This window comes from Chitinophaga sp. CC14 (genome assembly GCF_048957795.1).
Lineage (GTDB): Bacteria > Bacteroidota > Bacteroidia > Chitinophagales > Chitinophagaceae > Chitinophaga > Chitinophaga ginsengisegetis.
Genome location: NZ_JARBFY010000005.1, coordinates 599,515 through 623,958 on the forward strand (window position 1 = coordinate 599,515; position 24,444 = coordinate 623,958).

A 24,444-nucleotide genomic window follows, 5' to 3' on the forward strand; every position below is an offset into this window, starting at 1 on the left:
CAGGATGGTTAACCTGGAGTGGTACAGAACATTTAAAGCCGTATATCAAACCGGCTCACTAACGGCGGCATCAAAGATGCTGTTTATTTCGCAGCCGAATGTAAGTCAGCATTTATCTGCATTGGAAGCGCATATCGGGAAACAGCTGTTTGAGCGTAAGCCCAAGCTGGTACCTACTGATTATGGCAAGTTATTTTATACGCAGGTGGTAGAGCCGCTGGAAAAACTGGAGAACGTGGAAGCTGATTTCCGTTACTTCTGTATCACCAAACAATTACCCAATATTCACATTGGCGCGGTGAAAGAATATTTCCAGGCCGTAGTAGCCAAACGCATCAGCGATGTGCCGGCGAATATCATAACGGAGTTTGGTCTTACCAAAGACCTGCTGCGGCGGCTGCAGAAAGGCGATCTTGATTTCCTCATTGCCACACAACTGACAGAAGAAAAGAACATCATCTACGAGCCCATACTCCGCGAGCAGTTCCTGATTGTATCCAGCCCGGATCTTGATATCAAACCATTTAAAAACTTCCTGAAAAAGAAAACGCTGGATGAAGCAGAGTCGTGGCTCCTGAAACAGCAATGGTTTGCCTATAGCAGCGACCTCCCGGTGATACGGCGTTTCTGGCTGGAGAATTTCCGCAAACGTCCCGCTATCAAACCACAGTTTATTATCCCGGACATGCAAACCATCCTGCAGGCAATCAGTTGTGGTAACGGTGTTACCATCACCGCCGATTATATGGTGAAAGAAGGCATCAAAAAAGGAGAGCTGAAAGAAGTATGGCGGGGCAATGTACCTGCCAGCAACACGCTGTACCTGGCTTACGACAATACCCGGATGGCCTCCGACCGGGTGAAAATTGTGCGGAACCTGCTGCAACTTTAAAGAGGCTGCTGAAAAGAAAAATAAAGTTTATTTTGTAGTTCTGAACGATCATTTTACTATTTATGAAGCTAAGATTCCACCTAAGCACCCTTTGGCTTATTTTAAGCCTGTTTGGCAGCGCCATGAGCCAGGCCCAACAAACTCCTCCCCGCTTCCGGGTGATCGCCTTTTATACTGCTAAAAACGACCAGGCACACATCAGTTTTGTACATGAAGCCAATAAGTGGTTTCCGGAGATGGCCGCGAAATATCATTTCAGCTACGACTCCACCAACAACTGGCAAAACCTGAATGCATCATTCCTCTCGAAGTACCAGGTAGTGATTTTCCTGGATACGCGGCCGGAAGATCCTGCACAGCGCGCCGCATTTCAGCAATACATGGAACATGGCGGCGGCTGGATAGGCTTTCACTTTGCAGCTTTTGCACTCACCCCGTCGGATGTACCCCAAAACTGGAACTGGTACCACAACACCTTCCTGGGCTCCGGATCTTACGGCAGCAACACCTGGCGCCCCACTTCCGCTGTGCTGCGTGTGGAAGACCACCGGCATCCGGCCACCAGGAATCTGCCGGATACATTCTCTGCCGCTCCCAATGAGTGGTACCGCTGGAGCAATGATCTGCGTAAAAACCCGGACATTAAAATATTACTGTCGGTGGATTCCAGCAGCTTCCCGCTGGGTACCGGCCCAAAGCCATATGAGATCTGGCACAGCGGCTACTACCCCGTTGTATGGACTAACAAAAAATACAAGATGTTATACCTGAATATGGGGCATAACGATATCGACTATGAGCATCATACCAATAAGGAATTATCTTTCACATTTGCGAATGAAACGCAGAACAGGCTGATACTGGATGCGCTGGAGTGGATGGGGAAGAAGAAATAAAAAAGCAGCGCACCGGTATACATCGGTGCGCGGCTGTTGATTATTTAGCCTGTAAGGTGGCAATAGTTTGCTGTTGTGCTGCTACCTGTTTATTTAAGCGTTCTACATTTTTATTCAGCTGTATAATATACAGCGTGAGTTCTTCTACCTTCTTCAGTAACTGCTGATCAAATTCTCCCAGGTCCAATCCTTTTTCAAGTACTTCTTTTTCGGAAGGGATGCCTTCCAGGTGTTTTTCGGTTGTTACAAAGTGTTCCACCTGTTGCAGGGATGGCAACTCGTATTCCGGATGAAATACATAATCTGCCCAGGCGCCTTGCTGCACTTTCACACGGCGTGCGCCGAGTGTGCCTTCTACGGTTAGTTTGTAGTTGGCTGACGGACTAGGACTTCCAATACTCACATTACCGGTAGTTCCATCAGCCGCCATAAAATAATTAGCTGCACCGGTTCCGTCTGAATTTACATTTGAGAAATATAGATTCCCTCCGGAGGCGCCAAGGCCAAATGACCTTGTGGCGCCGGTAAACTCAATGGCAGATGCGTTATATAACCTTACTGATTTTGTCCAGCCGTTCGTGGTCCAGGTAGGTCCCCCTGCAACATCCAACCGCGCTGATGACCCTTGTGTACCGATACTTACATTTCCCTGTATGCCGATGGCATCAGTTGGAACAAACGGCAGTACATTTGTTACATTATCATCTTTTACTAAAATCAGTGTCTCTCCACTTGCATAACCTGTAAATGAAAAAAAGTTCATTGATGCACTGTTTACTATTTCTGCTGCCAGATAACTTTTACTATTATAAACGAGTGTCACTAATCTTACCAGTTCATTGTAACTGATAAGGGACCCTTTCGTGGCGTTATATGCCGTAGAAGTATTAACTTCTATGGTCCATTTCCTGTTAAAAGCACTGGTAGCTCCCCTGAGTCCAGTGATTTTCCCCATTACATGCATATCGGGTAATAAAGTTCCCGTATATAGTTCATGCAGCAATATATAATTAGGACCCTGTGAATCCTCAGATGCTCCGGTGATTAACCGGTTCACAAAATAATTCCGGTAATTATCCACCACCTGCAACTTACTTACAGGGTTGAGCGTTCCAATTCCTACATTTCCGGTGGTACCAATCACGTTGGTTTGAGCCTTTACAGCCGTAAAAGCGAGTACAAAAAGTACAGGGAGTAATTTTTTCATGAGATTTTATTTATCAGATATAAATTCCGGGTAGAACAGAAAGCATGACAAGGCTATGTTGCAAGGTACTTAAGGGTAACGGGTTAACCATTCTGAACACTTTCCGTCCGGGAACAAAGGAAAGGAGAAAGAACAAAAGTATTGATCACACTTTTGTGTTAATCTATGCGAAGGTTGTCTTTCTCAGGATTAGTTTGATTATACTGATTACCTTGATTTTCTTTTTTGGATTTTTAAGGATTTAAAAGATTCGGAGAGAGATAAGCAGATTCGCTTGTATCTCCCCGAATCTTTTAAAATCAAAAGTGATCAAATCAAGGTAATCAGTATAATCAAACTAATCCTGAGAAAGACAAAATCCGCTTTTAATTCATAAACGCTTCTATCTTTTTCTTCTCATCCAGTTTTACAAACTGCCCATACTTATCCAGGTATTCTTTGGCCACTGTTTTAAACCCGGCCTTATCCTGTTTATTGAGTAAATAAATCGTTCTTGCGCGGAGATAAATTTCCTCTCCCGGTGCGCCATAAGGCTTTACGGCAGTGTAGATAGCGCCCCAATCAGGGTTAGCGCCATTGTCCGGTACAGCGGGTGCAATGAGGTCCTGGTAAATGAGGTTCATCATTTTTACGGCCGATTGTCGTGCGCCCATTGCTTTATCGATGGCTTCCATGTTATCGCGGATAATGGAGAAGCCGGTGTCGCGGGTGCTGCCGGTTACCTGCATCACATAACGAAGATCGTCTTCTGAATAGGGTTGTTTCATCACGGCGAAATAGTCGGCTCCTGCGAGGGCTGCGCCATCTTTATCGCCTGCCTGCACGGCCAGCATTGCCAGCTTTCTTAAAAACTCCGGATCTTTTTTACCATCGATGTACTCCTGCAGCATGGAGCTATAAATAGCGGTGGGTTCTGTGAGATCGGCATCCTGTGCGGCGACTGCGGGAATAACTCCCATGTCTTTATTGAGAGGTGCATGGATTTTTCTTATTTCCGCAAACGGAATTTTTACTACTTCGCGGTCGTACGTGAGCAACCCATTTTGTTCTCCTTCCACATCAAAAGGTTGGGTATAGATGCTGGCGGACAAGCCTTGCCGTTCCAGTAATTGCAGGTGTTGGTTCATCACGGCATATTTCGATTTCAGCGCGCCCGGTTTTTCCTGGATGTATCCCCAGGCGGTATTAGTGTTCCACTGATGATCGGCGATGAATACGCCGATACCGCCGAACTCGCCCAGTACGCGGGCCTTTCCGGGCATCTTAATAGCGTTCATGGGATTGGGGTAGCTGTGTACATCGGTGAGGTCTGCGCTGACGTATGCATTCGGACTGGGACTGCGGAGTTTTTCATTTACATACAGGTATTCCCCGGAGTGGCCGTTAACGAGGCGGGAGGGGTCGCTGCGTTTGATCCATTCTGTCAGGCGTTGCTGATCAAACTGTCCCCATTTTTCATTGAAAAGCACCCAGGTGGTAACGGAGGGATAGTTATGCAGTTGTGCCAGCGTTTCTTTGCATTGTTGTTCAAAGGCCGCTTTGGCCCCTTCCGGCAGGCTGTGATTGGGACTTACCATATCCTGCCATACCAGCATGCCGAGTTTATCTGCCCAGTAGTACCAGCGGTCCGGTTCTACCTTGATATGCTTACGGATGGTATTAAAGCCCATTGCCTTGATGGCTTTGATATCGAATGCCAGTGCTTCATCAGTTGGCGCCGTGTATAAACCATCTGGCCAGAAGCCCTGGTCCAGTGTACCGAGATTGAAGTATGGTTTGTTGTTGAGGAAGATGCGGTCCACTCCTTTTTCATCTTTTGCGATAGATACTTTGCGCATACCAAAATAACTTTTCACTTCATCGGCAACTGTGTTGCCTTTCAGGAGCTTCACGGAAAGGTCGTACAGGAAAGGGTTTCCGGGCGACCATAAAGTAGGGCTTTCCAGCTTTAGCTGCAGTGGTGCGCCGCTTTTGCCTTTCACTTTACCTGCGGGCTTACCGTTGGCAGAGGCGATGGCTTCTACGGTGTAGCCGGCAGGAGCGCTTACGGTAAGGTTAAGCTGCTGCTTATCTATATCCGGTGTGAAATTTAACCCGGAGATGTAATCTGTTGGCACTTTCTCCAGCCAAACGGTTTGCCAGATGCCGGAGCTGGGCGTGTAATAAATATTGGCAGGGTTGAGCACCTGCTTGCCGGAAGGACCGATGCCCCTGTCGGACGGATCGTAGATCTTCAGTACCAGGATGTTTTCACCATTCTTTACAGCGCTGGTGATATCGATGGTAAACGACGTATAGCCGCCGGTGTGACCACCCACTTCTTTCCCGTTGAGATATACTTTGCTTTGCCAGTCGACCGCGCCAAAATGCAGGAGCGTTCTTTCGCCGGCGTTTTGCTTGATCTCAATTTTGCGACGGTACCAGAGCCGTTGCTCCGGGAGCAGTGTTTTCTTTACCCCCGACAGTGCCGATTCCAGTGGATAAGGCACGAGTATTTGTCCGTCGAAATTGTAAGGCGCTGCTTCATCAGTGGCGGTGATGGCGTATTCCCAGAGACCGTTGAGGTTTTGCCAGTTGCTCCGTTCCAGTTGTGGCCGTGGATAAGCGGTGAGGGCATTTTGCGGACTTACTTCTTTTGCCCACCTGGATTGAATGGCAACGGGCTTCATTTTATAAGTGGTTTGTGCCTGTAGCGGGCAAAGGCCGGATAACAGCAAGGCAGCGGCCAGTAATGGTGTTCTCATCATGGAGTTACTTATTTCTTTGTGGTTAAATTGAGTGGTTGACAGGGTTGTGATCTTCAGTTCATCTTAATGGCTAAAACAGGTACGGTAGCAAAATATACATAATTCCCGATGAATAAACGGACTTAACTTTTAAGGTTTGTTAATCTGTATATTTTGCATTTTCATTAATATTATATTTTATAATAATGTTATATAATCATCTCTATAATTAAAAAATAAACAGCATCTCTTTATGATAATTAATATTTTATTCATAAATTATACAAAAACAATCTCATCCTATGGCATAATTAAAATATTATTAAAATGAATACTATAAACCTCAACCGCTATGATCACATCTCCAACACCTGGGATGAAATGTACATTGCCGATAATCACCTCCGGGAGCAATACCACCGGATTATCAGCTACCTGGAGAATGAATCTGCCAACGACCTCAATAAGAAAGAAGAACTGGCGAAACGGCTGTTTATGAGCCAGGGGATCACCTTCACGGTATACGACAGCGGAGAAGGGATTGAAAAGATCTTTCCGTTTGATATTATCCCCCGCATCATCACCTGCGCCGAATGGACCTTTATTGAAAAAGGTATTAAACAACGTTTGAAAGCCCTTAACCTTTTTCTGAAAGATGTATATAATAACCAGTTTATTATCCGCGATGGCGTGATCCCTGCTTCACTGATCTACTCCTGCCCTCATTTCCTGCGGGAAATGCATCAGCTGAATGTGCCCTACGACATCTATATCCATATTGCCGGGATAGACCTTATCAGGGATTACGACGGCACCTTTTATGTGCTGGAAGATAATCTCCGTACGCCTTCCGGCGTGAGTTATATGCTGGAGAACCGCGAAATTACCAAACGGCTTTTCCCCGACCTGCTGCCGCAGTGCAAGGTGCGCAGCGTAACGGAGTACCCGTCTATTCTTTATAAAAACCTCCTGTCGCTGTCGCCGCGGGCGGTCGCCAATCCTACCATCGTTTTGCTCAGTCCCGGTATGTACAACTCCGCCTACTATGAGCATACCACGCTGGCCCGCCTCATGGGCGTAGAACTGGTAGAAGGCCGCGACCTGGTGGTACGCGATCAGAAAGTATACATGAAAACCACCACCGGTTTGCAACAGGTAGATGTGATTTATCGCCGCGTGGATGATGAGTTTATAGATCCGCTGGTATTCAATCCTAAAAGTGTGCTTGGCGTAGCCGGCCTGATGAGCGCCTACCGCAAAGGCAATGTAGCCATTATCAACGCCACCGGCAACGGTGTGGCCGATGATAAAGCTGTATACAGCTACGTGCCCGACATGATCAAATATTACCTGAATGAAACACCGCTCCTGAAAAACGTACCTACCTATAGTTTGGGTAACCCGGAACATAAGGAATATGTCTTTCAGAACATGCATAAAATGGTGATCAAAAAAACCAATGAAAGCGGCGGCTATGGCATGTTAATGGGACATGCTGCCTCTGAATCAGAAATAGAAAGTTATAAAAAAGAAATACTGAAAGATCCCCGCAATTTCATCGCACAGCCCACTATCAGCCTGTCTACCGCCCCTTGTTACCTCGACGGAATGCTGCAACCGCGCCGGGTAGACCTGAGACCTTATGCCCTCGTAGGACCAGACGGCATCTCTATTGTTCCCGGCGGATTAACCAGGGTAGCCCTGAAAGAAGGCTCCCTCGTAGTAAACAGCTCACAGGGTGGCGGCAGTAAAGACACCTGGGTACTGGCATCATAAACTAAAACACAAGCCTATGTTAAGCAGAGTAGCCTCCAGTTTATATTGGTTGAGCAGGTATGTAGAAAGAAGCGATGGTATTTTAAGAATGCTGAAAATAAACTACGCATCTTCACAGGACACCATCCAGGAATTTACGTGGACACCGGTGATCCGTATTTCTTCCGGCGGAAATGAAGCAGAAATTTCATCTATCAAAAACGACAGCCGGTCGGTGATCGAGTACCTGCTCTTTAACCGCGACAATCCCAACTCCATCATCAACATGATCACACTGGCCCGTGAAAATGCCCGGAGTGTGCAGGAACACATTGCAAAAGACCTCTGGCAGTGCCTCAATGAATACTATCACACCGTGAAAGATCCAAAGCTGCTCTGGTATGTACAAAAAGATGATCCCGTAACAGCGCTGGACATCCTTATTAAACAGGTAATGCTGTATTACGGTACTGCAGGCAGTATCATGGAAAGAGGCGAAAGCAGGAGCTTTATGAGCATTGGTAAATACCTGGAAAGAAGTATACAGTCCATCGATATCCTCGACATCAAGTTTATTTCTATCTCCAATAATCCGGACCTGCTCACGGATACCTCTTACTGGCAACACCTGCTGCTGTCGCTGGGCGGTTATGAGCTGTACCTGAAAACCTACCGTAAAGGCTTTGAGGCGGAAAACGTACTGGAACTGGTGATGCTCAACAACGATTTCCCGCGGTCGGCAAAATATTCCGTTAATAATATTTACCGTTACTTTGAACGATTGAAAAGTGATAAGAATATTGAACACTATAATAAGCTGTCGTTTAACATCGGGCGGCTGAACAGTACCATCACCTACAGCTCCGTAAACAGTATGAAAGCGGAAGGGTTGCATCCCTATCTTGTTAAAATCAGGAGTGAGCTGTATGGCATCGGAAACCTGCTGAATGAATACTATTTCGCAAACGCTTAACCATTGCATTATATGCCTGTTTTCAAAATAAAACACATCACGCATTACACCTATGAAACACCCGTGCGGGACAGCGCCAATCAAATTATCCTGTATCCCGTAAAAGATGAATACCAGAAAGTGATCAAGCATGATCTGAGTATTTCCCGTCACCCGGAAGTGGAAATATTCAAAGATTATTACGGCAACGAAGTGGGTATTTTTACGCAAACGGAGCCACATCATGAATTGAAAATATTCTCCGCCATCGTTGTAGAAACCATCCCACGGCCGCTGCCAGCCGATACCCTTCCTCCCGCCACCCAGTGGCAAATGCTGGAAGATATCCGCTACGACGTAGCATTTATTGATTATCTCAAACACGAAGTTTTTGAAAGCGTGGCTTCCTTACGGCAAATTTCACTGGACCTGAAAGAAGATACAGACACGCCTTTCAAAACAGCGGTGCGATTTTGTGATTACGTATTCACCCATTTCGATTATATCAAAGGGGTAACAACGGTAGACAGTACCCTGGATGAGATCCTGCTGCTACAGGCAGGCGTATGCCAGGATTTCGCGCACCTGCTAACAGCCATGCTGCGGTTTACACAAATTCCGGCGAGGTATGTGAGCGGGTATATCTGTCCCAATAAAAACGGTATGCGCGGCGAAGGCGCCACCCACGCCTGGGCAGAGGTGTATATTCCTGAATATGGCTGGCTGGGGCTGGACCCCACCAACAACTGCATTGCCGGTGAGAACCATGTAAAGCTGGCCGTGGGACGTAATTTCAGCGACTGCTCGCCGGTGAAAGGCGTATACAGCGGTGGCGCAGGCCACACGCTGGATGTTACCGTATCCGTGGGTTACGACGACCAGGATCAGTTTGATCCGGAACCCTTTTTCCCTGCCCAGCCCGCCATGAGTAGTACGGTTCCGGCAGCGCCTGCAAAAAATAGTTATCAGCGTCATCTCGAAGAAATGATGATGCAGCAACAGCAGCAACAACAATGAATACCGGAATTATACCGGCGAATGGCGGGATATCGTCTGCGGAGCCCGCCGTTCAACGGTTTGGCCCGCTAAACCATCTTTCCTATTTATTTCTTAAAACAATTTGATAATTCACAAATAAAGAAAAATTTATATAGTTTTGCCTGGAACCTTAATGAGCGAACGATAACTACAACTGTCACAACTTAAAAGAGTACAATGCAAAGCTTAGCCATAAAAGGCCGCTGGGATGCTATCTGTAATACCATCAGCAAAATCCCGCCGAAATACCTGTATGCTTTATTTTTATTAATGGCGGTAGGCATCTCCTTTCATTCCTGGTATTCCTCGCAGGACATGGAAAGATGGACCCGTTATAATAACTTCCTGATCTTTAAACAGGCGTTTTGGCACCTGATACACAACCAGGACCTCTACGTATTATACGAATCAGAGTATTACGACCTGTATAAGTACAGTCCGTCGTTTGCCCTGTGGATGGGCGCTTTCGCCTGGATGCCGGATGTGCCGTCCCTGATTTGCTGGAATATTATGAACGTGGTAGTATTTGTTATTGCGATCAGGACCTTACCGGTAAAGAAAGAAAAGCAATCGATCCTGTTATTGTTTTTGGCTATAGAGATGATGATTGCGCTCACCAGCTCCCAGATCAACGTACTGATCGCAGGCTTTTTCATCCTCGCATGGCATTGCATGGAAAATAAAAAGATCTGGCTGGCAGCATTGCTGCTGGTAGTAACCGTATATATCAAGTTATTTGGCGTAGTGGCTATGTCGTTGTTCCTGTTGTATCCTGAACGCTGGAAAGCCGCGTTGTACACGGTGTTCTGGACGGTAGTGATTGCGGTGATGCCGTTGCTGGTGATTTCCTGGGATCAGTTGCTGTTCCTTTACAAGAGCTGGGGCCACCTGCTGGCCAATGACTACTCCGCCTCCTACGGCGTGTCCGTAATGGGATGGTGGCATACCTGGTTTGATATGGATATCTCCAAACAGCTGTTCATGCTTTCTGCGGCGGCAGTATTTATGGGGCCGTTCATACCCATACTTTACAACCGGGAATCGAAATTTAACCTGAGCATGCTGGCTTCTGTGCTGATATGGGTGGTGATCTTTAACCACAAGGGGGAATCACCTACTTATATTATTGCGCTCACGGGTGTGGCGATCTGGTATTTTACACAGGAGCGGCCATCCACGTTAAATACAGTACTGGCTGTGCTTACGCTGGTATTCACCTCTTTCTCTTCTACAGACCTGATCACTCCCTACTGGATTGCCAGAACTTATGTAGAACCTTATGCAGTGAAAGCGGTGTTTTGTTCTATTGTATGGCTGAAAATAGTGCTGGAACCATTTTTTGCCACATCCCCGGAGCCGGGAACCATTACGGCAGAGAAGCTGCAGCGGGCGGCATAAAGATAAAACGAAAAGGGAAGGCACGATGCCTTCCCTTTTTTTATGCGTTTTGTTTTCTTACGTATTTGGTAAGGATCACGATGAGTTGTCCTTCTATCTTTCCTTCTATTTGTTCTGTATTATCCGGTACAAGGCGGATGTTCTTTACCACGGTACCCATTTTAGCATTTAAGGTAGAACCTTTTACATCAAGGGATTTGGTAAGAATAACGGTGTCGCCGTTTTGCAGGATGGCGCCATTGCTGTCCCTGTGCAGATCTACAGCGCCGTCGTTTTCATGATCGCCGGTTGCTTTGGCCCAGGCCAGCGCTTCATCGTTCAGGTAAATCATGTCCAGGTTATCTGCTGCCCAGCTTTCCTGTTTTAAGCGGTTCAGCATACGCCAGGATACAATCTGCACACCCGGAATTTCGCTCCACATTGAATCGGTTAAGCAATGCCAGTGGGTACTATCCAGCTCTGCTTTTTTCTCAATCTGCGACTGGCATTTCTCACAGATGAAGATACAATTATCCTGATCACTGTAGGTCTGAGGAGGTACTTCATACACATTCAGCGGTCCTTCTGATTTGCATAATTCGCACTTGTTTTCACTCCTTGTTAGTAATAGTTCGTTCAGCTTCATAATATCCTTTATAAAAAAATGTGCACGAAGGTAATGTTTTTTGTTGCGGGAAACAGTGATTTTCTCATTATCCTGTTGTTATCACCCTGTTAACAGGACCCTGCGGGATTATTTTTTTTAAGTACTGTTGCCGGCAGCAATCCAGGCGGGATTAAGCATCCAGGGAATAGAAAGCGGTCATGTTACAACAACTTCCGGATAAGGACTATGCACAATTGGAAATATTACGGAGTGGACTGAACTGACAAACGCCCGGCTTTCCCGCAAAGTGCAGGAAGGCCGGGCGTTAAAGTGCCGGTTAAAAATGTTTGCGGATAAAAGCAGCCGTTTCGTTAATCGCGGTATTCCCTTCTTCAATTATGCCGCCCATTTGAAAGAAACCGTGTATCATGCCTTCATACAAGGTTTCCTGAACCGGTACGCCACTCCTGCGGAGTGCTGCGGCGTAGGCCATGCCTTCATCTCTTAAAGGATCGTACTCGGCAGTAATAACCAGTGCAGGCGGCAGTCCTGTAAGATCTTCGGCCAGCAGCGGCGCAGCATCCGGATGTTGCCTGTTTTGCGGACCCGGAACATATAACGACCATGCCAGCTCTGCTCCGGCCAGATCCAGGTTCAATCCTTCCGCAAACTCCTGCCAGGAAGGCGTTTGGAGCGAAGCATCGGTAACCGGGTAAATCAATGCCTGGAAGCGCAGCGCCGGACCGTTGTTTTCCTTTGCATGCCGGGCAATTACGGTGGCCAGTGCTGCACCAGCGCTGTCACCGGCCACGCCTATACGATTTGCATCTACCTGTAGTTCATCTGCATGCGCCGCGATCCACTGTACCACGGCGATGCCTTCTTTTAACCCTTTGGGGAACGGATGTTCAGGCGCCAGGGCATAGTCTACCGATATCACTACACAATCCGCCGCATTGGTTAATGCGCGCAGGGGCGTATCATGTGTGTCGAGGCTGCCTAAATAAAACCATCCGCCATGAAAATAAACGGTTACCGGCAGGCCGGGAGTATCTGAGGGCCTGTAAATGCGTACGTTTACCGGGCCTTCGGCAGTATGCAGTGTGCGGTTTTGCACGTTCTTTACAATGGCAGGTGTGCCGGCCATCGGTATAAACCGGTGGTAGAAATCGCGTGCGCCCGCAATGGGGTCTGTTTGTGCAGGATCAGTTGGTATATGATTGATATAGTCCAATGCCGCCTGTACGGCGGGTTTAAATGCCAGATCTGTCGTCATGTGATGTAATAATTTATTTTATGATCACAAAGCTGGCATTCCTATGGCTATAAAGAAAATAATATAGTTTATTGCTGGCTATAAGAATATTTATGTGCAAACTAAGGCACCACGGTAATAAATAAGTAGGTAGCCAATATCACCAGCAGCACAATCCCCTGCAGGATATTGGTTTTTCCTGCATTAAAAGAAATGCTGATGGTAAAGAGAGAGAGGATGAGTAACAGTGTGGATTTGGCATCAATACCAAGTGTAATTCTGAAATCCAGCGTGTGAGCTACTATGGCTACTGCGGGAATAGTAAGACCAATACTTGCCAGCGCCGAACCCAGTGCCAGGTTCAAACTTGTCTGCAACCGGTTTTGTGAGGCGGCCCTGATAGCAGCCAGTCCCTCCGGCAGAAGAATAACAGCCGCAATAATAACACCCACCAGGCTTTTAGGCGCACCCAGGTTCACCACAATAGTTTCAATAACAGGCGATAATTTTTTCGACAGTAACACTACTACTGCCAGTGCTATTAATAAAAACACCAGGCTCACGGTGGTAGTTAGTCCGGATGGCGGTGCGGCGTGCGTATCTTCATCACCCGGCGCTGCATCTTTTGGCAGGAAATAATCGCGGTGCCTGACCGTTTGTACCGCTACAAAACCGCCATACAACACCAAAGAAATGATGGCTACAAATATCAGCTGGCTGCTGGAATAAACAGGACCCGCTTCGGTAGTAGTATAGTTTGGTAAGACGAGGGTTAAAACAGAGATCGCAGTTAATGCGACCAATGCGGCGCTGACACCGGCTTTTATAAACGCCTGCTCTTTAAAACGGTAGCCGCCTATAAATAAAGACATTCCAATGATACCGGAAAGGATCAGCATAATAGCAGCAAACACGGTATCTCTTGCCAGCGTTGCGCCCTGATCCGCTTCATTCAACATAATGGATACAATCAGTGATACTTCTATCACCGTAATAGCGAGCGCCAGTATGAGGGTACCATACGGCTCTCCCACCTTGTGCGCTACCACTTCTGCATGATGCACGGCAGATAATACCACCGTAATGAGCGCCAGGCCCATCACTGCTGATAATACGCCACTCTGCTGTTCCCCTGCGAATCCTAATAATGCCAACCCGATCACTGGACTGATAAGACACCATAACGGGAGCGTAATTTTCCATTTCCTGTAGAGAAAGTGATTGAATGCCATGTGTTTAATTTACAAAAATTTATGCACATGGCCGCATGTATCTATCAGCATCAGCGATCACACGATCCGGTTGTTTTCCAGCAAAGGGCTGATGTTATTCCCGGTAATAATCCTTCAGGCTGCCGTTTGGAGTGAAGCTGATGAAATATTTTTCCCGGCTGCCACTGATGGACTGGGGATACCAGGTAATACTGTTTCCACCGAAAATGCCGTAAATATGAGTGAGAGGCTTTGCCCCTTCTATATCTTCTGCCTTGCGGGTGTAGTTCCGGTATACGACGGCGGCGCTTGCAAAGCTGATATCATCAAGACTAATAAGTGATTTGCTGATATTATCGCGCACAGACATCTGTACTGGTTTGGGCTCCTCCCATTTCCCTTTGCTATAGTTGTATTCATCAATATATTCAGGGTTCTGCGGATGCTGAATAGTTACATTTATCCGTCCGTCTTCATAAAAATGAATGGATCTGTAGAGATGGATACTTTTCCCTGCAAAGGCCGGTAATTCACGAAGCGCGCGTTCGGCGGCCACCAGCTTTCCGGCATTGCCGAGAAAATCATTGTCGCCGGATGTTTTGGTGGAATTGTATATGATAGTGGTACCATTGCGTTGTTCCACCACCGTAGTATGGGTTGTGCTGGAACTGGTGCTCAGATGGGTGCTTGTGCTGGAACTGGTGGTAGTACTGGTTTCGTCTTCGCCGGATGGAAGATCTTTATAGCTGCTGTCTGTATCACTGCCATACAAGGTGTCGTGTATGGATTCCCGGAACTGGTTACAGGACATACACATCATCAATGCTATTATAATGCCGGTCATCTTTTGTAAACGCATCTTCATTATATTTTTAATCCTCTATATCACTGGCAAATGCTACCTGTTGAGGATTTTCTTTCAGATAAAAAACAGGGACAGACTCCTGCCTGGTCATACCCAGATCCAGTAGCGGCACTATTTTCTTTAACGAGGCGGTATGGGTTTTACCCAAATCATCCTGGTAGCGTAACTCAAAGCGTACCTGGGGTTGCTCATTAATATAAGTGCCTGTTTGCTCGGCGGATACAATTTGTGCATCTGTGCGCAAGCCGTAATACTTAAGCTGCAACGCATTGTCCGGCGTGCCTATAAAGAGTTTCAGCAGCCAACCAAACCCGATGCGGCTCACCAGCAAAATCAGGGGACATAAAAGAAGCGGATGATAGAAGGCCATAAAGCGCCAGCCCCGTCCGTGGTTCTCTAACATATAGGAATATACGTAGTAGCCCACTATTGCGGCCACTACCAGCAACCATGCAAGGCACATCATGATGATCCGGCCTGCTTTTATTCCTACCGTTACACCATCCAGTGTTAAGTGAGGTACTGCTTTAAGTTTTCCATCGATCAGCAGTTGAATGGTTTTACCTACATCGTAGCGGTTCAGCTCCGGTTTGGTATCGTTCACCGTCAACTGTTCCGTGATTCCGGTGCCACAGAAATTCTCCAGGGAACAGGTGATTTCACGGGTCACAACATCCTTTCCTTCAGCCGGTAGTTCCTTACTGGTTAATACACGTGCATTTTTTTTCACCCCTTCCTTTAAAAGACGCAGGATATTGCTTCTCATGATGAAGGGCAGTATAATCCATTTCCTGAACCAGCCCTGGATCAATATGATCCATAGTATTACGGACACGGCCAGCCAGGTGAGCGCCAACCAGGGCGCGGTGCCACCATCCCCATCAATCACCCCATACTCTGTATTGTAATAGATGAGCATGGGAAAAGGGATGGCAAAGAAAAGCATGTAGATGAACCAGAAGTAATTCCAAAAACCTTTCATTCAGCTAATTTAATTATTAAATTTAAGGGAAACATTTTTACAACCCGGTCAGTCTTTCCTATAGATTACCTTATTCTCAAACTCACCGAGCATCACGCGGCCATAAATCACTTTCGTCCAGCCGTTTTCGAAACCGTGATTATTGGCGATCAGGTAACCTTTGTTGGTATCTTTTTTAATCACCTTGTGCGCATCAATATAGCGGCCTTTTACCTTGCAAAAAACGATATCGCCAATGGCATATTCTGTTTCTTTCACAAAGGTGAGCAGGGTACCACTTTTCAAAATGGGTAACATAGAGGAGCCAAAGGCTTTCATTTTTCCTGTGCCGGTGGTTTCCAGTCCGGACTTTAATCTTTCGTACTTGTTCATGTTGTTTTTAATTGATTGAATAAAAAAATGGATGACCATATAGTAAAATGATCGTAGTGGAGGCTCGTGGAGTTGCTGAAGCCAATATGCGGAAGGATTAACTGAAGCGGGCAAATTCAATTGTAAGCATGATGGTGAAACTCTGTTGGGCTACACAAGATGGGCGGGTATAACAAATGGTATGCTGTGAAATAACAAAACCTGCGGGCAGCGCAGGTATCAAACTATTTGGGGATACTGCCGGGTCATTTTCTATAAAGAACAACTGCCGCAAAAATAATAAAATTTTCTATTCTGCCAGATAAAAAAAACGTGATACAGGAATTGTATCACGTTTTTTTTGATGCATTTTTATTTTGCAGGAGTAATGACGATGTTTCTGAACTCAATAGGACCGTGATCTCCCTGGAAATAGATCGGGCCGGGTTCACCTTCGTTGCTATCCAGTGCGCCGCCGGTGATACCGGGAATGGCTGCGTTGCAGATAATGGTTTTGCCGTTAGCCACAACGGTTACTAAGCGACCCACCAGTGTAATATCAAATGTTTGCCACTGGCCGGGACCGAGTACCGCCATGTCGTTTGGTACCAGGAATCCGTATACTCCCCCAAACAGGTGACTGGATGGCGGATCTGTTTTTGGATTGTCGATGATCTGTGTTTCATAGCGGCCTCTCAGGTAAACGCCGCTGTTGCTGCCTGCCTGGTACCGGAATTCCACATGCAGTTTAAAATCGGTGAATTTTTGCTCAGAGATCAGGTTAGCGCCGGAATGCGGGCTGGTAAGGATGCCATCCTTCACGATCCATTGGTTCTGACCCAGTGCTTTCCAGCCGGTGAGGTCTTTTCCATTAAACAGTTTCACGGGTTTGCCCCAGGCTGGCGCTGCTGTTCTTTTAAGATCCGGTGCTTTTACGCCGGTGAAAGAATAGGACTGTCCGTCGCTGGTATGAATAGTGCCGCTTATGCCGGCATCGGTTACGGTGCCTTCGAGCGTCAGGTCGCGGTCTTCCCGTTCCCATTGCGGCGGAATGGAAAAGCTGAACTTCCCGTTATCAAAGTTTACTTTGGAGATGGGTCTGGCGCTTCCGCCGGTGCTTACAAAGCGGCCCACCAGGGTTTTAAAACCGGAAAGCTCCACTTCCAGCCAGGAGGGCTTATCTACGCCGTTTTCGCTGACTTTGATATCCCAGGCGCCAATCAGGGCCCCGCCTTTTACGGCTTCGGTCTTAATAGCTGATACCTGTGCCATTACACCCGAAGGACTCACTAATCCCAGCCCCATGCAGCATATCAGACCTGCGATAATACTTTTTCTATTCATGTTCATGTCCATGTTTATTGAAGAAAGCTATAAAGATAAATATTTGATCCTGCTTCTTATAGCACTTTATCAGGTTTATTTAAAAGCGGAAGCCAAACCTATAATTATCGTGATATCCACCGGCATACCCTCCTGTAACATTTGTTCCGCCACCCTCGTTAAACGATCAAAGCTATCCCCATGCATATTTCTACCTATATTAAATTCCCGGTTCTTATCGTGGCTATCCTGGTACTGGGCGGATGCACAAAGGAGAAGTGCACTAAAACCATCACTACAAAAATACACACGCCCATTCTGATGGCATTGTCGGACTACCAGGCTTCCATTAAATCGGAGGCGCCAAAGGAAATTTCCCACACCGGCAAGATCTATGTGAAAGACCAGTATATTTTTGTGAATGAGCCTTACGCCGGCATCCACGTTATTGATAACAGTAATCCATCATCCCCTCAGAAAGTTTCTTTTTTAAATGTGATGGGAAATGTAGACATCGCCATAAAGGGGGATTTCCTTTATGCCGACAGCTATACTGACCTGATCGTATTCAATATCAGCGATCCGCGTAATATCGCGTTTGTTAAACGGATACCGGAAGCCACCAGCTACCCTACCGACGCAAACGGCATGATAGTAGGATGGCGCTTAAAGCAGGACAGTATGGTGATTGGCTATACCGTTAAGGATACCACTTACTGTGACTGTTCCGCGGACCGCGACATGATATACTTTGCCAGCGCAGAAGTAGCCGCTTCTTATAAAAACCAGGCCGGCACCGGGAAAGGCGGGTCTATGGCCAGGTTCACCATCGCCAAAAATTATCTCTATACCGTAAATTCGTGGCAGCTGAAAGCATTTGATCTCACCGATGCCGCTAACCCGGCGTTTAAAAGCCTGCAAACCTTTAACACGTTTATTGAAACCATTTTCCCATATGGTGAATATCTTTTTATCGGTAGCCAGAGCGCGATGTTCATTTATGATATCACGAATCCGGCGGCACCTGCCAAACGCTCCATGGTTACCCATTTCAGGGCATGCGACCCGGTAGTGGTGGAAGGAAACAGGGCATATGTTACCATCAGAAGCGGCGCCATATGCGCAGGTAACATCAATCAGCTGCAGATCTTTGATATCAGTAATGTGGATAGTCCCGTGAAATTGAGTACTACTGAAATGCAAAACCCGCACGGTTTAGGTATCGATAACGGGAAGCTCTTTGTTTGTGAAGGACAGTTCGGGCTCCGCTTCATGGATGCCACAAGTATCAGTAATATTACCACTACAAAGCTGATAAAAGGGCCAGATACATACGATGTTATTCCTTTTGAGAACCAGCACCGCCTGCTGGTAAGCGCCAGGGATGGGATTTATCAATACGACTACAGCTCAATGACCAACCCGCAGCTGTTAAGTAAAATAAACGTAGTGGGTAATCCTTATTAATCGGTCATTTTAATAATTGCCCAATCGCTGCTTCCAGCGAATCCATAAAGTTAACCTGACGACCTTTATTGCTTTCGTAAATGAAATCCCTGATGCTTTTTCCGGGGTATTTTGAAAAGTCGCCGATGATGACCAGCCGCGACCTGTAATTGGAGAACTTCTGGAGAATTTCTCCTGCGACACCGGTTTTCAGATCAAAGAATGCCGGTGTGATATTTTTCTCACGGATAATCATTTTATCGAAGTCCTGGTAATGCAGATCCATAATTAACTGCAGCGCCTCATCAGGCGTTTGTATCAGTACTTCATCTGCAACTAGTTCTGCTATCCTCGTATTTCCGTTCCCGTGTATTGTTATCTTCATATCAGTAACTATTAAAAACAGCCAGTTTATACATATTGTTATCCTCCGGGGTTGCAAAATACAGCCAGCTTTCCAATGCTACCCTGGCAGTGCAGGGGCCGTAGGTAATGATTTTTATTTTTCTTTGCAGCGACTCCTTTTTCAGGATCGCTAAAACCTCCTGCATAATTTCTCCCCTGAAAGGTGTGAACATAAAAAATACCGTTCCTTCCGAATAGTCTGCTTCCCGCGCATCCACATTTGTGAATATAACATCCGGCAGACAGAGTGCTGCAGCGCAATCCCCTGCATAATCGCAGAAAGCCGGCTCCAACTCTATTCCCCTGGTGGGGATTCCGGTAAGAAGATGTACGAGGATAGCTACCTGTCCCAGCCCGGCGCCGATATCAAAAAAGATATCTTCTTTTACGAGATGTGCTTTCTCTGCAAGTTCAAACACGATCCTGGCCGGGGTTTTCTGATAATATACCATTTCAGGTTCAAGATCCCTGGTTTGTTCCGGCATCGTTTGAAGAGGAGATAATCCGTTGATAAAGATATCCAGGTTATCATAGCCTGTTTCTTCAGAGCTGGTATCCACGTATTCATTCACCAGGTTTTTGAACCCGTTCGTAGTATACCCGGCTGCTTTGATGGTTTGCTGAAGTTGCTGAAAGAGGGTAACATCAATTTCTTCCAGTTTAGCCTTTACCTTTTCAGCGCGGTTCCTGAGTAAGATCAGCTGATCCGGTTGATCCGTTCCCGGCAGGAGTTCATCAATCCGGCCGAGAACCTGGAAATCGATAAAGTCTATCGCCTCTATACGCTTATCAAATTCATGCTCCTGGTAGAGTGCCGGATTCTTTTCTGTTTCGGCGATATACAGTTGTAGCTCAAAAATGGTCATCTTTGCCGTGGGATCGCTATTAGCAATTTACTTTCCTATCACCTGTTTTCTGTGTTCCATCCCCCAATCATGCAATGAATCCAGTATTTTTTCGATAGAGGTGCCGTGTTGGGTGATTGAGTATTCAACCGTAGGAGGAAATGTATTATGCACTTCTCTTTTTATCAGTTTATTTGCTTCCAGCGTTTTCAATTCTTTTGACAGTACTTTATCCGTAATACCGCCCACCTCTTTTGATATTTGTTTGAAACGCTTGTTCCCGGTAGATAAAGAAAGCATGATAAGCAGCTTCCATCTGCCTTCCAGAGCTTCCAAAGCATCTTTTATAGCCAATACGCTATGTGGGCATCCTTCCCGTGTCAGCATTTTTTTATCTTTTTATTCAAACGATGTTTTCACGTTACTATCCGATCGGATAGCGCTATCCAACGGGATAGTACTATCACAAGTATAGCAAATGTAGATACTTTTGCTGCATAATTGATAACAGCTTTAAAAAATAACGATGACAGCTAAAACGAAGCGTATCCTATCCATGGTACTGATGGCCATTCCCATTATAGTGCTTGTGATGGGAGGAGTAATGAAACTAATTGGAGCGGAGCCTGAATCAGTGATGCAGTTCCTGACAAAATCGGGGTTTGGCAACTATATAAAAGCACTCGGTGTAACTGAACTGATCATTGCAGCGTTGTTGCTTTACCCGGTAACCAATAAAACCGGGTTCCTGCTGGCAAGCTGTTATTTCGGCGGCGCCCTGTGCCTGGAAATATCCGGTGGACAGCCCACTGCTTCCGTTGTATTTCTGGCGATACTCTGGATCTCCATGTTTCTAAAATCAAAAGAGGTGTTTCTGCCGCTAAACAAATGATGATGATGACACTCCGGGGAATAGAAGTACCAAATTCTTTTATGCCTTCAATACAAAGATGATGGACACCGGGCTTTGACTTTGAGGATGCAACGGTTCTTCTATTTTCCGGATTGTTAATCCTGCCTCGCTGAACAGCGATACCCACGCCCCCAATGTTCTGAAATACCATTCATACGGTTGTTCGAAATCTCTTTTCAAACCTTTCCAACTCCCTTCTTTCCACCCGGAAACATAGGGTTCCTGCTGCGCAATTGCAGATGGGTGTAATGTTTGAATAAACACTAGTCCCCCGGGACCAATCAATTTCTTTATATTCTTCAACAGTGTTTCCGAATCTGTTTTATCCAGCAGTGCAAAATTAATGACAGCTGCATCCGGCCTGTTTCCGATAGTATATTTACCTGTAGCCAGGTCATTGAAACTGGCTACTGCATAGTGATTCCCACCTTTTTCAATGGCATTTTCTATTAAAGCGCTGATAGCATCTACACCAAAGGACATGATTCCTTTGTTTTGCAAACAACGGGTAAGCCATCCTTCGCCACAGCCGATGTCTAATATTGACTGAATATTGTGGGAACAAATTGTGTTCACAATAGCATCATTGGTTACCAGTATCCTGGTTTCAATTTCTGCGTTATCAATGGATGCAATCCAGTTATGGGCATTGGCATGCCAGGAAGCGGTTATTTTTGTTGATTGATCCATGATTTATTTTTTTGATGCTTTTGTAATCGCCGGCTTCAGCAAACTGACTACACTCCTTTTATTAAGCGCCCTCTGCGCGGGAGGCCCCTTTTGCTTCTTACAAATTACGAAATATAATGTTTCCGCCCCTTCCCGGGGCTCAAAAGGGTTGTATCATAGCATATACATACCCATTCTGTGTATCTCTTCACCCAAATACCGGTGATAGCCTGATATATAGAAGAGGCACCCGGGTAAGAGCGCTTCTGGTATGCTAATTGCATTTTTGTATTTAAATCTGTATTGAATAACCTAAAAAACTGTTTATGAAACCGATTCTTAGCATCATTGGAGTGTTGTTGTTATCAGCCATCCTTTTTGTTTCCTGTAGTAAAGACACCGATCCTGCAGACACCGATATCTTTGCCGGTACTTTCAGGGGAAAGATCGGGTATGTTGACTCTGAGAAAAATATCTCCCAGGACAATGGCAGCGTTTTCGTCACAAAAATTGGTACCCGGTATGATTTCAGGTTCTCCGACGGTATCCCTGATCTTACTGGTGTGCAGTTTGAAAAGAAAGACGATAACACGATGATAAGCGTTGGCTCTTCAGGTACCGGCCTTATAACAATTAATAAAGACAAGCTGGTGATAGGCTTTGCAAGGGACGGCAGGTCCTGGACTGCAGACTGTGGCAGATAATATTTTTATGTAAACAATCCCGGAACGGTGCATTCCCCCGTTCCGGGATTCTGCTGATTTTGACAATTATTTTGTATATATTCGTCGTAATCAGAACACTAAATACTTTATGAAAAGATACGCCTTCATCATTCTTTTATTCATTTCATTTTCCGGGTATGCCCAGAATACGATCAATAATTACAAATATGTGGTGATACCGGAAAGATTTAATTTTTCGCGGGAAGATAACCAGTATGGATTAAACACTGTAACCAAAGCGCTGCTGGAAGAAAAAGGATTTACCGTTTATTTCGACAATTCAGAAATACCAAAAGAACTGGCCGGCAATAGATGCAATGCCCTGAATGCCGATGTGGTGCAGAAAAAAGGACTGTTTGTTACCAATCTTACACTTTTACTAAAGGACTGCAAAGGCAATGTCATCTTTAAAAGTAAAGAAGGTAAAAGCAGGGAGAAAGAATTTGCCGCTTCCTATAACCTCGCTTTAAGAGACGCCTTTACCTCACTGAATGATGTACCATATGCGTATGACGGAACTGTTAGTGAAGCGCCCCAGCAGGCCGTTGCCCCGGCAGTAGCCCCGGCTCCCACTCCTGCCGCTACTACAACACCTGCCGTTGCAGAAACAAAGGAAGCTGCCGGCACGTTATATGCCCAGGCAACCGCTAACGGATATCAGTTAATTGACACCTCTCCGAAAAAAGTACTGACATTATTTAAAACTTCCGTGCAGGATTATTTTATTGCCGATAACGAGGCATCTCATGGAATAGTGCTGAAGAAGAACGGAGATTGGTATTTTGAATATTATAAAGATAATAAGCTGATCTCGGAAAAACTGCTGATTAAGTTTTAATGACTATCTGCTTTCAGAAAAAAGCCTTCAGATCTAACGATTTGAAGGCTTTTTCTTATTCAGTAATAATTGCATTTTTTACTTTGTCAGTATCTTAAGAAAATCTATAAAGCTATCGGCCGCTTTCTCAAACTCCCAGTATCCCATGCCATGCTGGCTGTATAGTATAGGAGCATCACCATTGCTGATCACCGACAAATCCAGGCAGTAAGGATCACCACCATCATCGGCGATTACCAACAGATGCGGGGGCCACTCCGGTATAACCTCATTGGTAACGGTATTCAGCGAATATCCGGATTGACGCGCTATCAACTCCTGTGCGCCGTAGAGATGTAGCCCCTGCTCAAAGCTGTCGCCATCGATCTGTACATGCAGTGGTGAAAAATTTCTGAGGAATAACGCATATGTTTCCGGTAACGTCCATTTTTCAGTAATACGCACCAGGTCATTTTCGTTGGCCACCACCAGGTGATTATCGGGATTGGCCTTATCATAGCGCTGCTTCCGCAGTTTCGCCAGTTTCTTTTCAAGCTTTGCGGCCAGGTTTTCCAAGGGCGTTACCGGCTCCAGCAATGCAGGGCGCGTTACCGGCGGCGCGTATCCTACGCCCTGGGGATACCCTTCCTCCTGCCACTGCAACAACGCCTGAACGGGCAACTGCTCAGGTTTCCAATAGCCGGGATCAGCAGGGAGGCCACTGTCGAATGTTTGTTGGCTGTGTACCGACAGGCATTTGATGGCATTTGCACGGACGGCCAATTCCACGGCTTCATCAGTTGCCATTGTTACCAGTAAGGGGTAAGCTTCCGGCCCGGCTGTTTTCAGAAATCCATCAACCGCCCAGTAGGCCGTTGCCGGATCGGTAAGCGCCCATTTAAAAAATGATGCATAAGCCGATTCGCCCTCCTGCACCAGGCCGAGAATATCTGTCATCAGGAAACCACGCCAATGTTTTAATCCGCCCTCCCTGGCATACTGCATGAATGCGTGTATCACAGCTTCCCGCTCCGATTCTGCAAAAAGCTTTATCAATTTATCTTTATGACGGGAAAACTTTATCCCATCCGTTTCTTCAAATAACTTCCGCTCCAGTTCTTCTCTCCCGATTATCTTCATAATAAAAAAAACTTCGTTTAAAATTATTCACCTGGTCAAAAATAGCG

Annotated in this window: 24 protein-coding genes; 10 read left to right on the forward strand and 14 right to left on the reverse strand. The window is 46.0% G+C overall.

The genetic code is table 11. The features are described 5' to 3' along the window. Positions 1-4: 4 nt before the first annotated feature. Positions 5-892, forward strand: a complete 888-nt coding sequence (locus PV783_RS22015; RefSeq protein ID WP_079472672.1) for a LysR family transcriptional regulator — start codon at positions 5-7, stop codon at positions 890-892. 62 nt (positions 893-954) lie between these two features. After that, complete coding sequence (locus PV783_RS22020; protein ID WP_420989581.1) at positions 955-1,788, forward strand: ThuA domain-containing protein; 834 nt, start codon at positions 955-957, stop codon at positions 1,786-1,788. 40 nt (positions 1,789-1,828) lie between these two features. On the opposite strand, the gene PV783_RS22025 is transcribed toward PV783_RS22020, so the two are convergent. Together PV783_RS22025 and PV783_RS22030 are read right to left on the reverse strand one after the other, a co-directional pair. Then, a complete protein-coding gene (locus PV783_RS22025; protein ID WP_420989582.1) occupies positions 1,829-2,995 on the reverse strand; it encodes a hypothetical protein in 1,167 nt (388 codons plus the stop codon). A gap of 365 nt (positions 2,996-3,360) precedes the next feature. Next, a complete protein-coding gene (locus PV783_RS22030) occupies positions 3,361-5,742 on the reverse strand; it encodes a glycoside hydrolase family 2 protein (RefSeq protein WP_420989583.1) in 2,382 nt (793 codons plus the stop codon). A gap of 306 nt (positions 5,743-6,048) precedes the next feature. Between PV783_RS22030 and PV783_RS22035 the strand changes: the two genes are divergently transcribed. From PV783_RS22035 to PV783_RS22050, 4 genes are all read left to right on the forward strand, one after another. Continuing rightward, a complete protein-coding gene (locus PV783_RS22035; RefSeq protein ID WP_079472669.1) occupies positions 6,049-7,497 on the forward strand; it encodes a circularly permuted type 2 ATP-grasp protein in 1,449 nt (482 codons plus the stop codon). Positions 7,498-7,513: 16 nt separating this feature from the next. After that, entirely contained in the window at positions 7,514-8,449 is a 936-nt protein-coding gene (locus PV783_RS22040) for an alpha-E domain-containing protein (protein ID WP_079472668.1), read from the forward strand. A 12-nt stretch (positions 8,450-8,461) separates the two neighbouring features. Then, a complete protein-coding gene (locus tag PV783_RS22045) occupies positions 8,462-9,445 on the forward strand; it encodes a transglutaminase family protein (protein ID WP_420989584.1) in 984 nt (327 codons plus the stop codon). A gap of 198 nt (positions 9,446-9,643) precedes the next feature. Then, positions 9,644-10,864, forward strand: a complete 1,221-nt coding sequence (locus tag PV783_RS22050) for a glycosyltransferase family 87 protein (RefSeq protein ID WP_420989585.1) — start codon at positions 9,644-9,646, stop codon at positions 10,862-10,864. Between the two features lie 40 nt (positions 10,865-10,904). Here the strand turns inward: PV783_RS22050 and PV783_RS22055 are convergent, their stop codons facing one another. From PV783_RS22055 to PV783_RS22085, 7 genes are all read right to left on the reverse strand, one after another. Further along, a complete protein-coding gene (locus PV783_RS22055; RefSeq protein WP_420989586.1) occupies positions 10,905-11,489 on the reverse strand; it encodes a PhnA domain-containing protein in 585 nt (194 codons plus the stop codon). Between the two features lie 298 nt (positions 11,490-11,787). Further along, a complete protein-coding gene (locus PV783_RS22060; protein ID WP_420989587.1) occupies positions 11,788-12,726 on the reverse strand; it encodes an alpha/beta hydrolase in 939 nt (312 codons plus the stop codon). Positions 12,727-12,827: 101 nt separating this feature from the next. Further along, on the reverse strand, positions 12,828-13,937 hold the full coding sequence (locus PV783_RS22065; RefSeq protein WP_420989588.1) for a calcium:proton antiporter: 1,110 nt from the start codon (positions 13,935-13,937) through the stop codon (positions 12,828-12,830). A 94-nt stretch (positions 13,938-14,031) separates the two neighbouring features. After that, the gene (locus tag PV783_RS22070; protein ID WP_420989589.1) at positions 14,032-14,775 is read right to left on the reverse strand and encodes a hypothetical protein; all 744 of its coding nucleotides are present in this window, start codon (positions 14,773-14,775) and stop codon (positions 14,032-14,034) included. Between the two features lie 13 nt (positions 14,776-14,788). Further along, complete coding sequence (locus PV783_RS22075; RefSeq protein ID WP_420989590.1) at positions 14,789-15,763, reverse strand: hypothetical protein; 975 nt, start codon at positions 15,761-15,763, stop codon at positions 14,789-14,791. 48 nt (positions 15,764-15,811) lie between these two features. Then, positions 15,812-16,135, reverse strand: a complete 324-nt coding sequence (locus tag PV783_RS22080; protein ID WP_111579266.1) for a S24 family peptidase — start codon at positions 16,133-16,135, stop codon at positions 15,812-15,814. 351 nt (positions 16,136-16,486) lie between these two features. Continuing rightward, positions 16,487-17,458, reverse strand: coding sequence for a 3-keto-disaccharide hydrolase (locus PV783_RS22085; protein WP_420989591.1), 972 nt, complete (start codon positions 17,456-17,458; stop codon positions 16,487-16,489). A gap of 180 nt (positions 17,459-17,638) precedes the next feature. On the opposite strand from PV783_RS22085, the gene PV783_RS22090 reads away from it, so the two are divergent. Continuing rightward, positions 17,639-18,904, forward strand: coding sequence for an LVIVD repeat-containing protein (locus PV783_RS22090; protein ID WP_420989592.1), 1,266 nt, complete (start codon positions 17,639-17,641; stop codon positions 18,902-18,904). 4 nt (positions 18,905-18,908) lie between these two features. On the opposite strand, the gene PV783_RS22095 is transcribed toward PV783_RS22090, so the two are convergent. The 3 genes from PV783_RS22095 to PV783_RS22105 are packed head-to-tail and all read right to left on the reverse strand — an operon-like array spanning position 18,909 to position 20,520. After that, complete coding sequence (locus PV783_RS22095; protein ID WP_079472658.1) at positions 18,909-19,268, reverse strand: DUF4180 domain-containing protein; 360 nt, start codon at positions 19,266-19,268, stop codon at positions 18,909-18,911. Between the two features lies 1 nt (position 19,269). After that, positions 19,270-20,154, reverse strand: coding sequence for a hypothetical protein (locus PV783_RS22100; RefSeq protein WP_420989593.1), 885 nt, complete (start codon positions 20,152-20,154; stop codon positions 19,270-19,272). A 27-nt stretch (positions 20,155-20,181) separates the two neighbouring features. Beyond that, the gene (locus PV783_RS22105) at positions 20,182-20,520 is read right to left on the reverse strand and encodes a winged helix-turn-helix transcriptional regulator (RefSeq protein WP_079472656.1); all 339 of its coding nucleotides are present in this window, start codon (positions 20,518-20,520) and stop codon (positions 20,182-20,184) included. A 139-nt stretch (positions 20,521-20,659) separates the two neighbouring features. Here PV783_RS22105 and PV783_RS22110 point away from each other — a divergent pair, with 139 nt between their 5' ends. Beyond that, entirely contained in the window at positions 20,660-21,025 is a 366-nt protein-coding gene (locus tag PV783_RS22110) for a DoxX family protein (protein WP_420989594.1), read from the forward strand. 39 nt (positions 21,026-21,064) lie between these two features. Here the strand turns inward: PV783_RS22110 and PV783_RS22115 are convergent, their stop codons facing one another. Beyond that, on the reverse strand, positions 21,065-21,736 hold the full coding sequence (locus tag PV783_RS22115; protein ID WP_420989595.1) for a class I SAM-dependent methyltransferase: 672 nt from the start codon (positions 21,734-21,736) through the stop codon (positions 21,065-21,067). A gap of 305 nt (positions 21,737-22,041) precedes the next feature. On the opposite strand from PV783_RS22115, the gene PV783_RS22120 reads away from it, so the two are divergent. Beyond that, a complete protein-coding gene (locus tag PV783_RS22120) occupies positions 22,042-22,419 on the forward strand; it encodes a hypothetical protein (RefSeq protein ID WP_420989596.1) in 378 nt (125 codons plus the stop codon). 109 nt (positions 22,420-22,528) lie between these two features. Then, complete coding sequence (locus tag PV783_RS22125) at positions 22,529-23,278, forward strand: hypothetical protein (protein WP_420989597.1); 750 nt, start codon at positions 22,529-22,531, stop codon at positions 23,276-23,278. A 78-nt stretch (positions 23,279-23,356) separates the two neighbouring features. On the opposite strand, the gene PV783_RS22130 is transcribed toward PV783_RS22125, so the two are convergent. After that, positions 23,357-24,397, reverse strand: coding sequence for an SMI1/KNR4 family protein (locus PV783_RS22130; protein WP_420989598.1), 1,041 nt, complete (start codon positions 24,395-24,397; stop codon positions 23,357-23,359). Positions 24,398-24,444: the final 47 nt, after the last annotated feature.

What these genes read in the sequence shown, in the direction of transcription:
- PV783_RS22015 (WP_079472672.1), top strand. Translation starts at nt 5, where the DNA reads ATGGTTAACCTGGAGTGGTACAGAACATTTAAAGCCGTATATCAAACC.
- PV783_RS22020 (WP_420989581.1), top strand. Translation starts at nt 955, where the DNA reads ATGAAGCTAAGATTCCACCTAAGCACCCTTTGGCTTATTTTAAGCCTG.
- PV783_RS22025 (WP_420989582.1), bottom strand. Translation starts at nt 2,995, where the DNA reads ATGAAAAAATTACTCCCTGTACTTTTTGTACTCGCTTTTACGGCTGTA.
- PV783_RS22030 (WP_420989583.1), bottom strand. Translation starts at nt 5,742, where the DNA reads ATGATGAGAACACCATTACTGGCCGCTGCCTTGCTGTTATCCGGCCTT.
- PV783_RS22035 (WP_079472669.1), top strand. Translation starts at nt 6,049, where the DNA reads ATGAATACTATAAACCTCAACCGCTATGATCACATCTCCAACACCTGG.
- PV783_RS22040 (WP_079472668.1), top strand. Translation starts at nt 7,514, where the DNA reads ATGTTAAGCAGAGTAGCCTCCAGTTTATATTGGTTGAGCAGGTATGTA.
- PV783_RS22045 (WP_420989584.1), top strand. Translation starts at nt 8,462, where the DNA reads ATGCCTGTTTTCAAAATAAAACACATCACGCATTACACCTATGAAACA.
- PV783_RS22050 (WP_420989585.1), top strand. Translation starts at nt 9,644, where the DNA reads ATGCAAAGCTTAGCCATAAAAGGCCGCTGGGATGCTATCTGTAATACC.
- PV783_RS22055 (WP_420989586.1), bottom strand. Translation starts at nt 11,489, where the DNA reads ATGAAGCTGAACGAACTATTACTAACAAGGAGTGAAAACAAGTGCGAA.
- PV783_RS22060 (WP_420989587.1), bottom strand. Translation starts at nt 12,726, where the DNA reads ATGACGACAGATCTGGCATTTAAACCCGCCGTACAGGCGGCATTGGAC.
- PV783_RS22065 (WP_420989588.1), bottom strand. Translation starts at nt 13,937, where the DNA reads ATGGCATTCAATCACTTTCTCTACAGGAAATGGAAAATTACGCTCCCG.
- PV783_RS22070 (WP_420989589.1), bottom strand. Translation starts at nt 14,775, where the DNA reads ATGCGTTTACAAAAGATGACCGGCATTATAATAGCATTGATGATGTGT.
- PV783_RS22075 (WP_420989590.1), bottom strand. Translation starts at nt 15,763, where the DNA reads ATGAAAGGTTTTTGGAATTACTTCTGGTTCATCTACATGCTTTTCTTT.
- PV783_RS22080 (WP_111579266.1), bottom strand. Translation starts at nt 16,135, where the DNA reads ATGAACAAGTACGAAAGATTAAAGTCCGGACTGGAAACCACCGGCACA.
- PV783_RS22085 (WP_420989591.1), bottom strand. Translation starts at nt 17,458, where the DNA reads ATGAATAGAAAAAGTATTATCGCAGGTCTGATATGCTGCATGGGGCTG.
- PV783_RS22090 (WP_420989592.1), top strand. Translation starts at nt 17,639, where the DNA reads ATGCATATTTCTACCTATATTAAATTCCCGGTTCTTATCGTGGCTATC.
- PV783_RS22095 (WP_079472658.1), bottom strand. Translation starts at nt 19,268, where the DNA reads ATGAAGATAACAATACACGGGAACGGAAATACGAGGATAGCAGAACTA.
- PV783_RS22100 (WP_420989593.1), bottom strand. Translation starts at nt 20,154, where the DNA reads ATGACCATTTTTGAGCTACAACTGTATATCGCCGAAACAGAAAAGAAT.
- PV783_RS22105 (WP_079472656.1), bottom strand. Translation starts at nt 20,520, where the DNA reads ATGCTGACACGGGAAGGATGCCCACATAGCGTATTGGCTATAAAAGAT.
- PV783_RS22110 (WP_420989594.1), top strand. Translation starts at nt 20,660, where the DNA reads ATGACAGCTAAAACGAAGCGTATCCTATCCATGGTACTGATGGCCATT.
- PV783_RS22115 (WP_420989595.1), bottom strand. Translation starts at nt 21,736, where the DNA reads ATGGATCAATCAACAAAAATAACCGCTTCCTGGCATGCCAATGCCCAT.
- PV783_RS22120 (WP_420989596.1), top strand. Translation starts at nt 22,042, where the DNA reads ATGAAACCGATTCTTAGCATCATTGGAGTGTTGTTGTTATCAGCCATC.
- PV783_RS22125 (WP_420989597.1), top strand. Translation starts at nt 22,529, where the DNA reads ATGAAAAGATACGCCTTCATCATTCTTTTATTCATTTCATTTTCCGGG.
- PV783_RS22130 (WP_420989598.1), bottom strand. Translation starts at nt 24,397, where the DNA reads ATGAAGATAATCGGGAGAGAAGAACTGGAGCGGAAGTTATTTGAAGAA.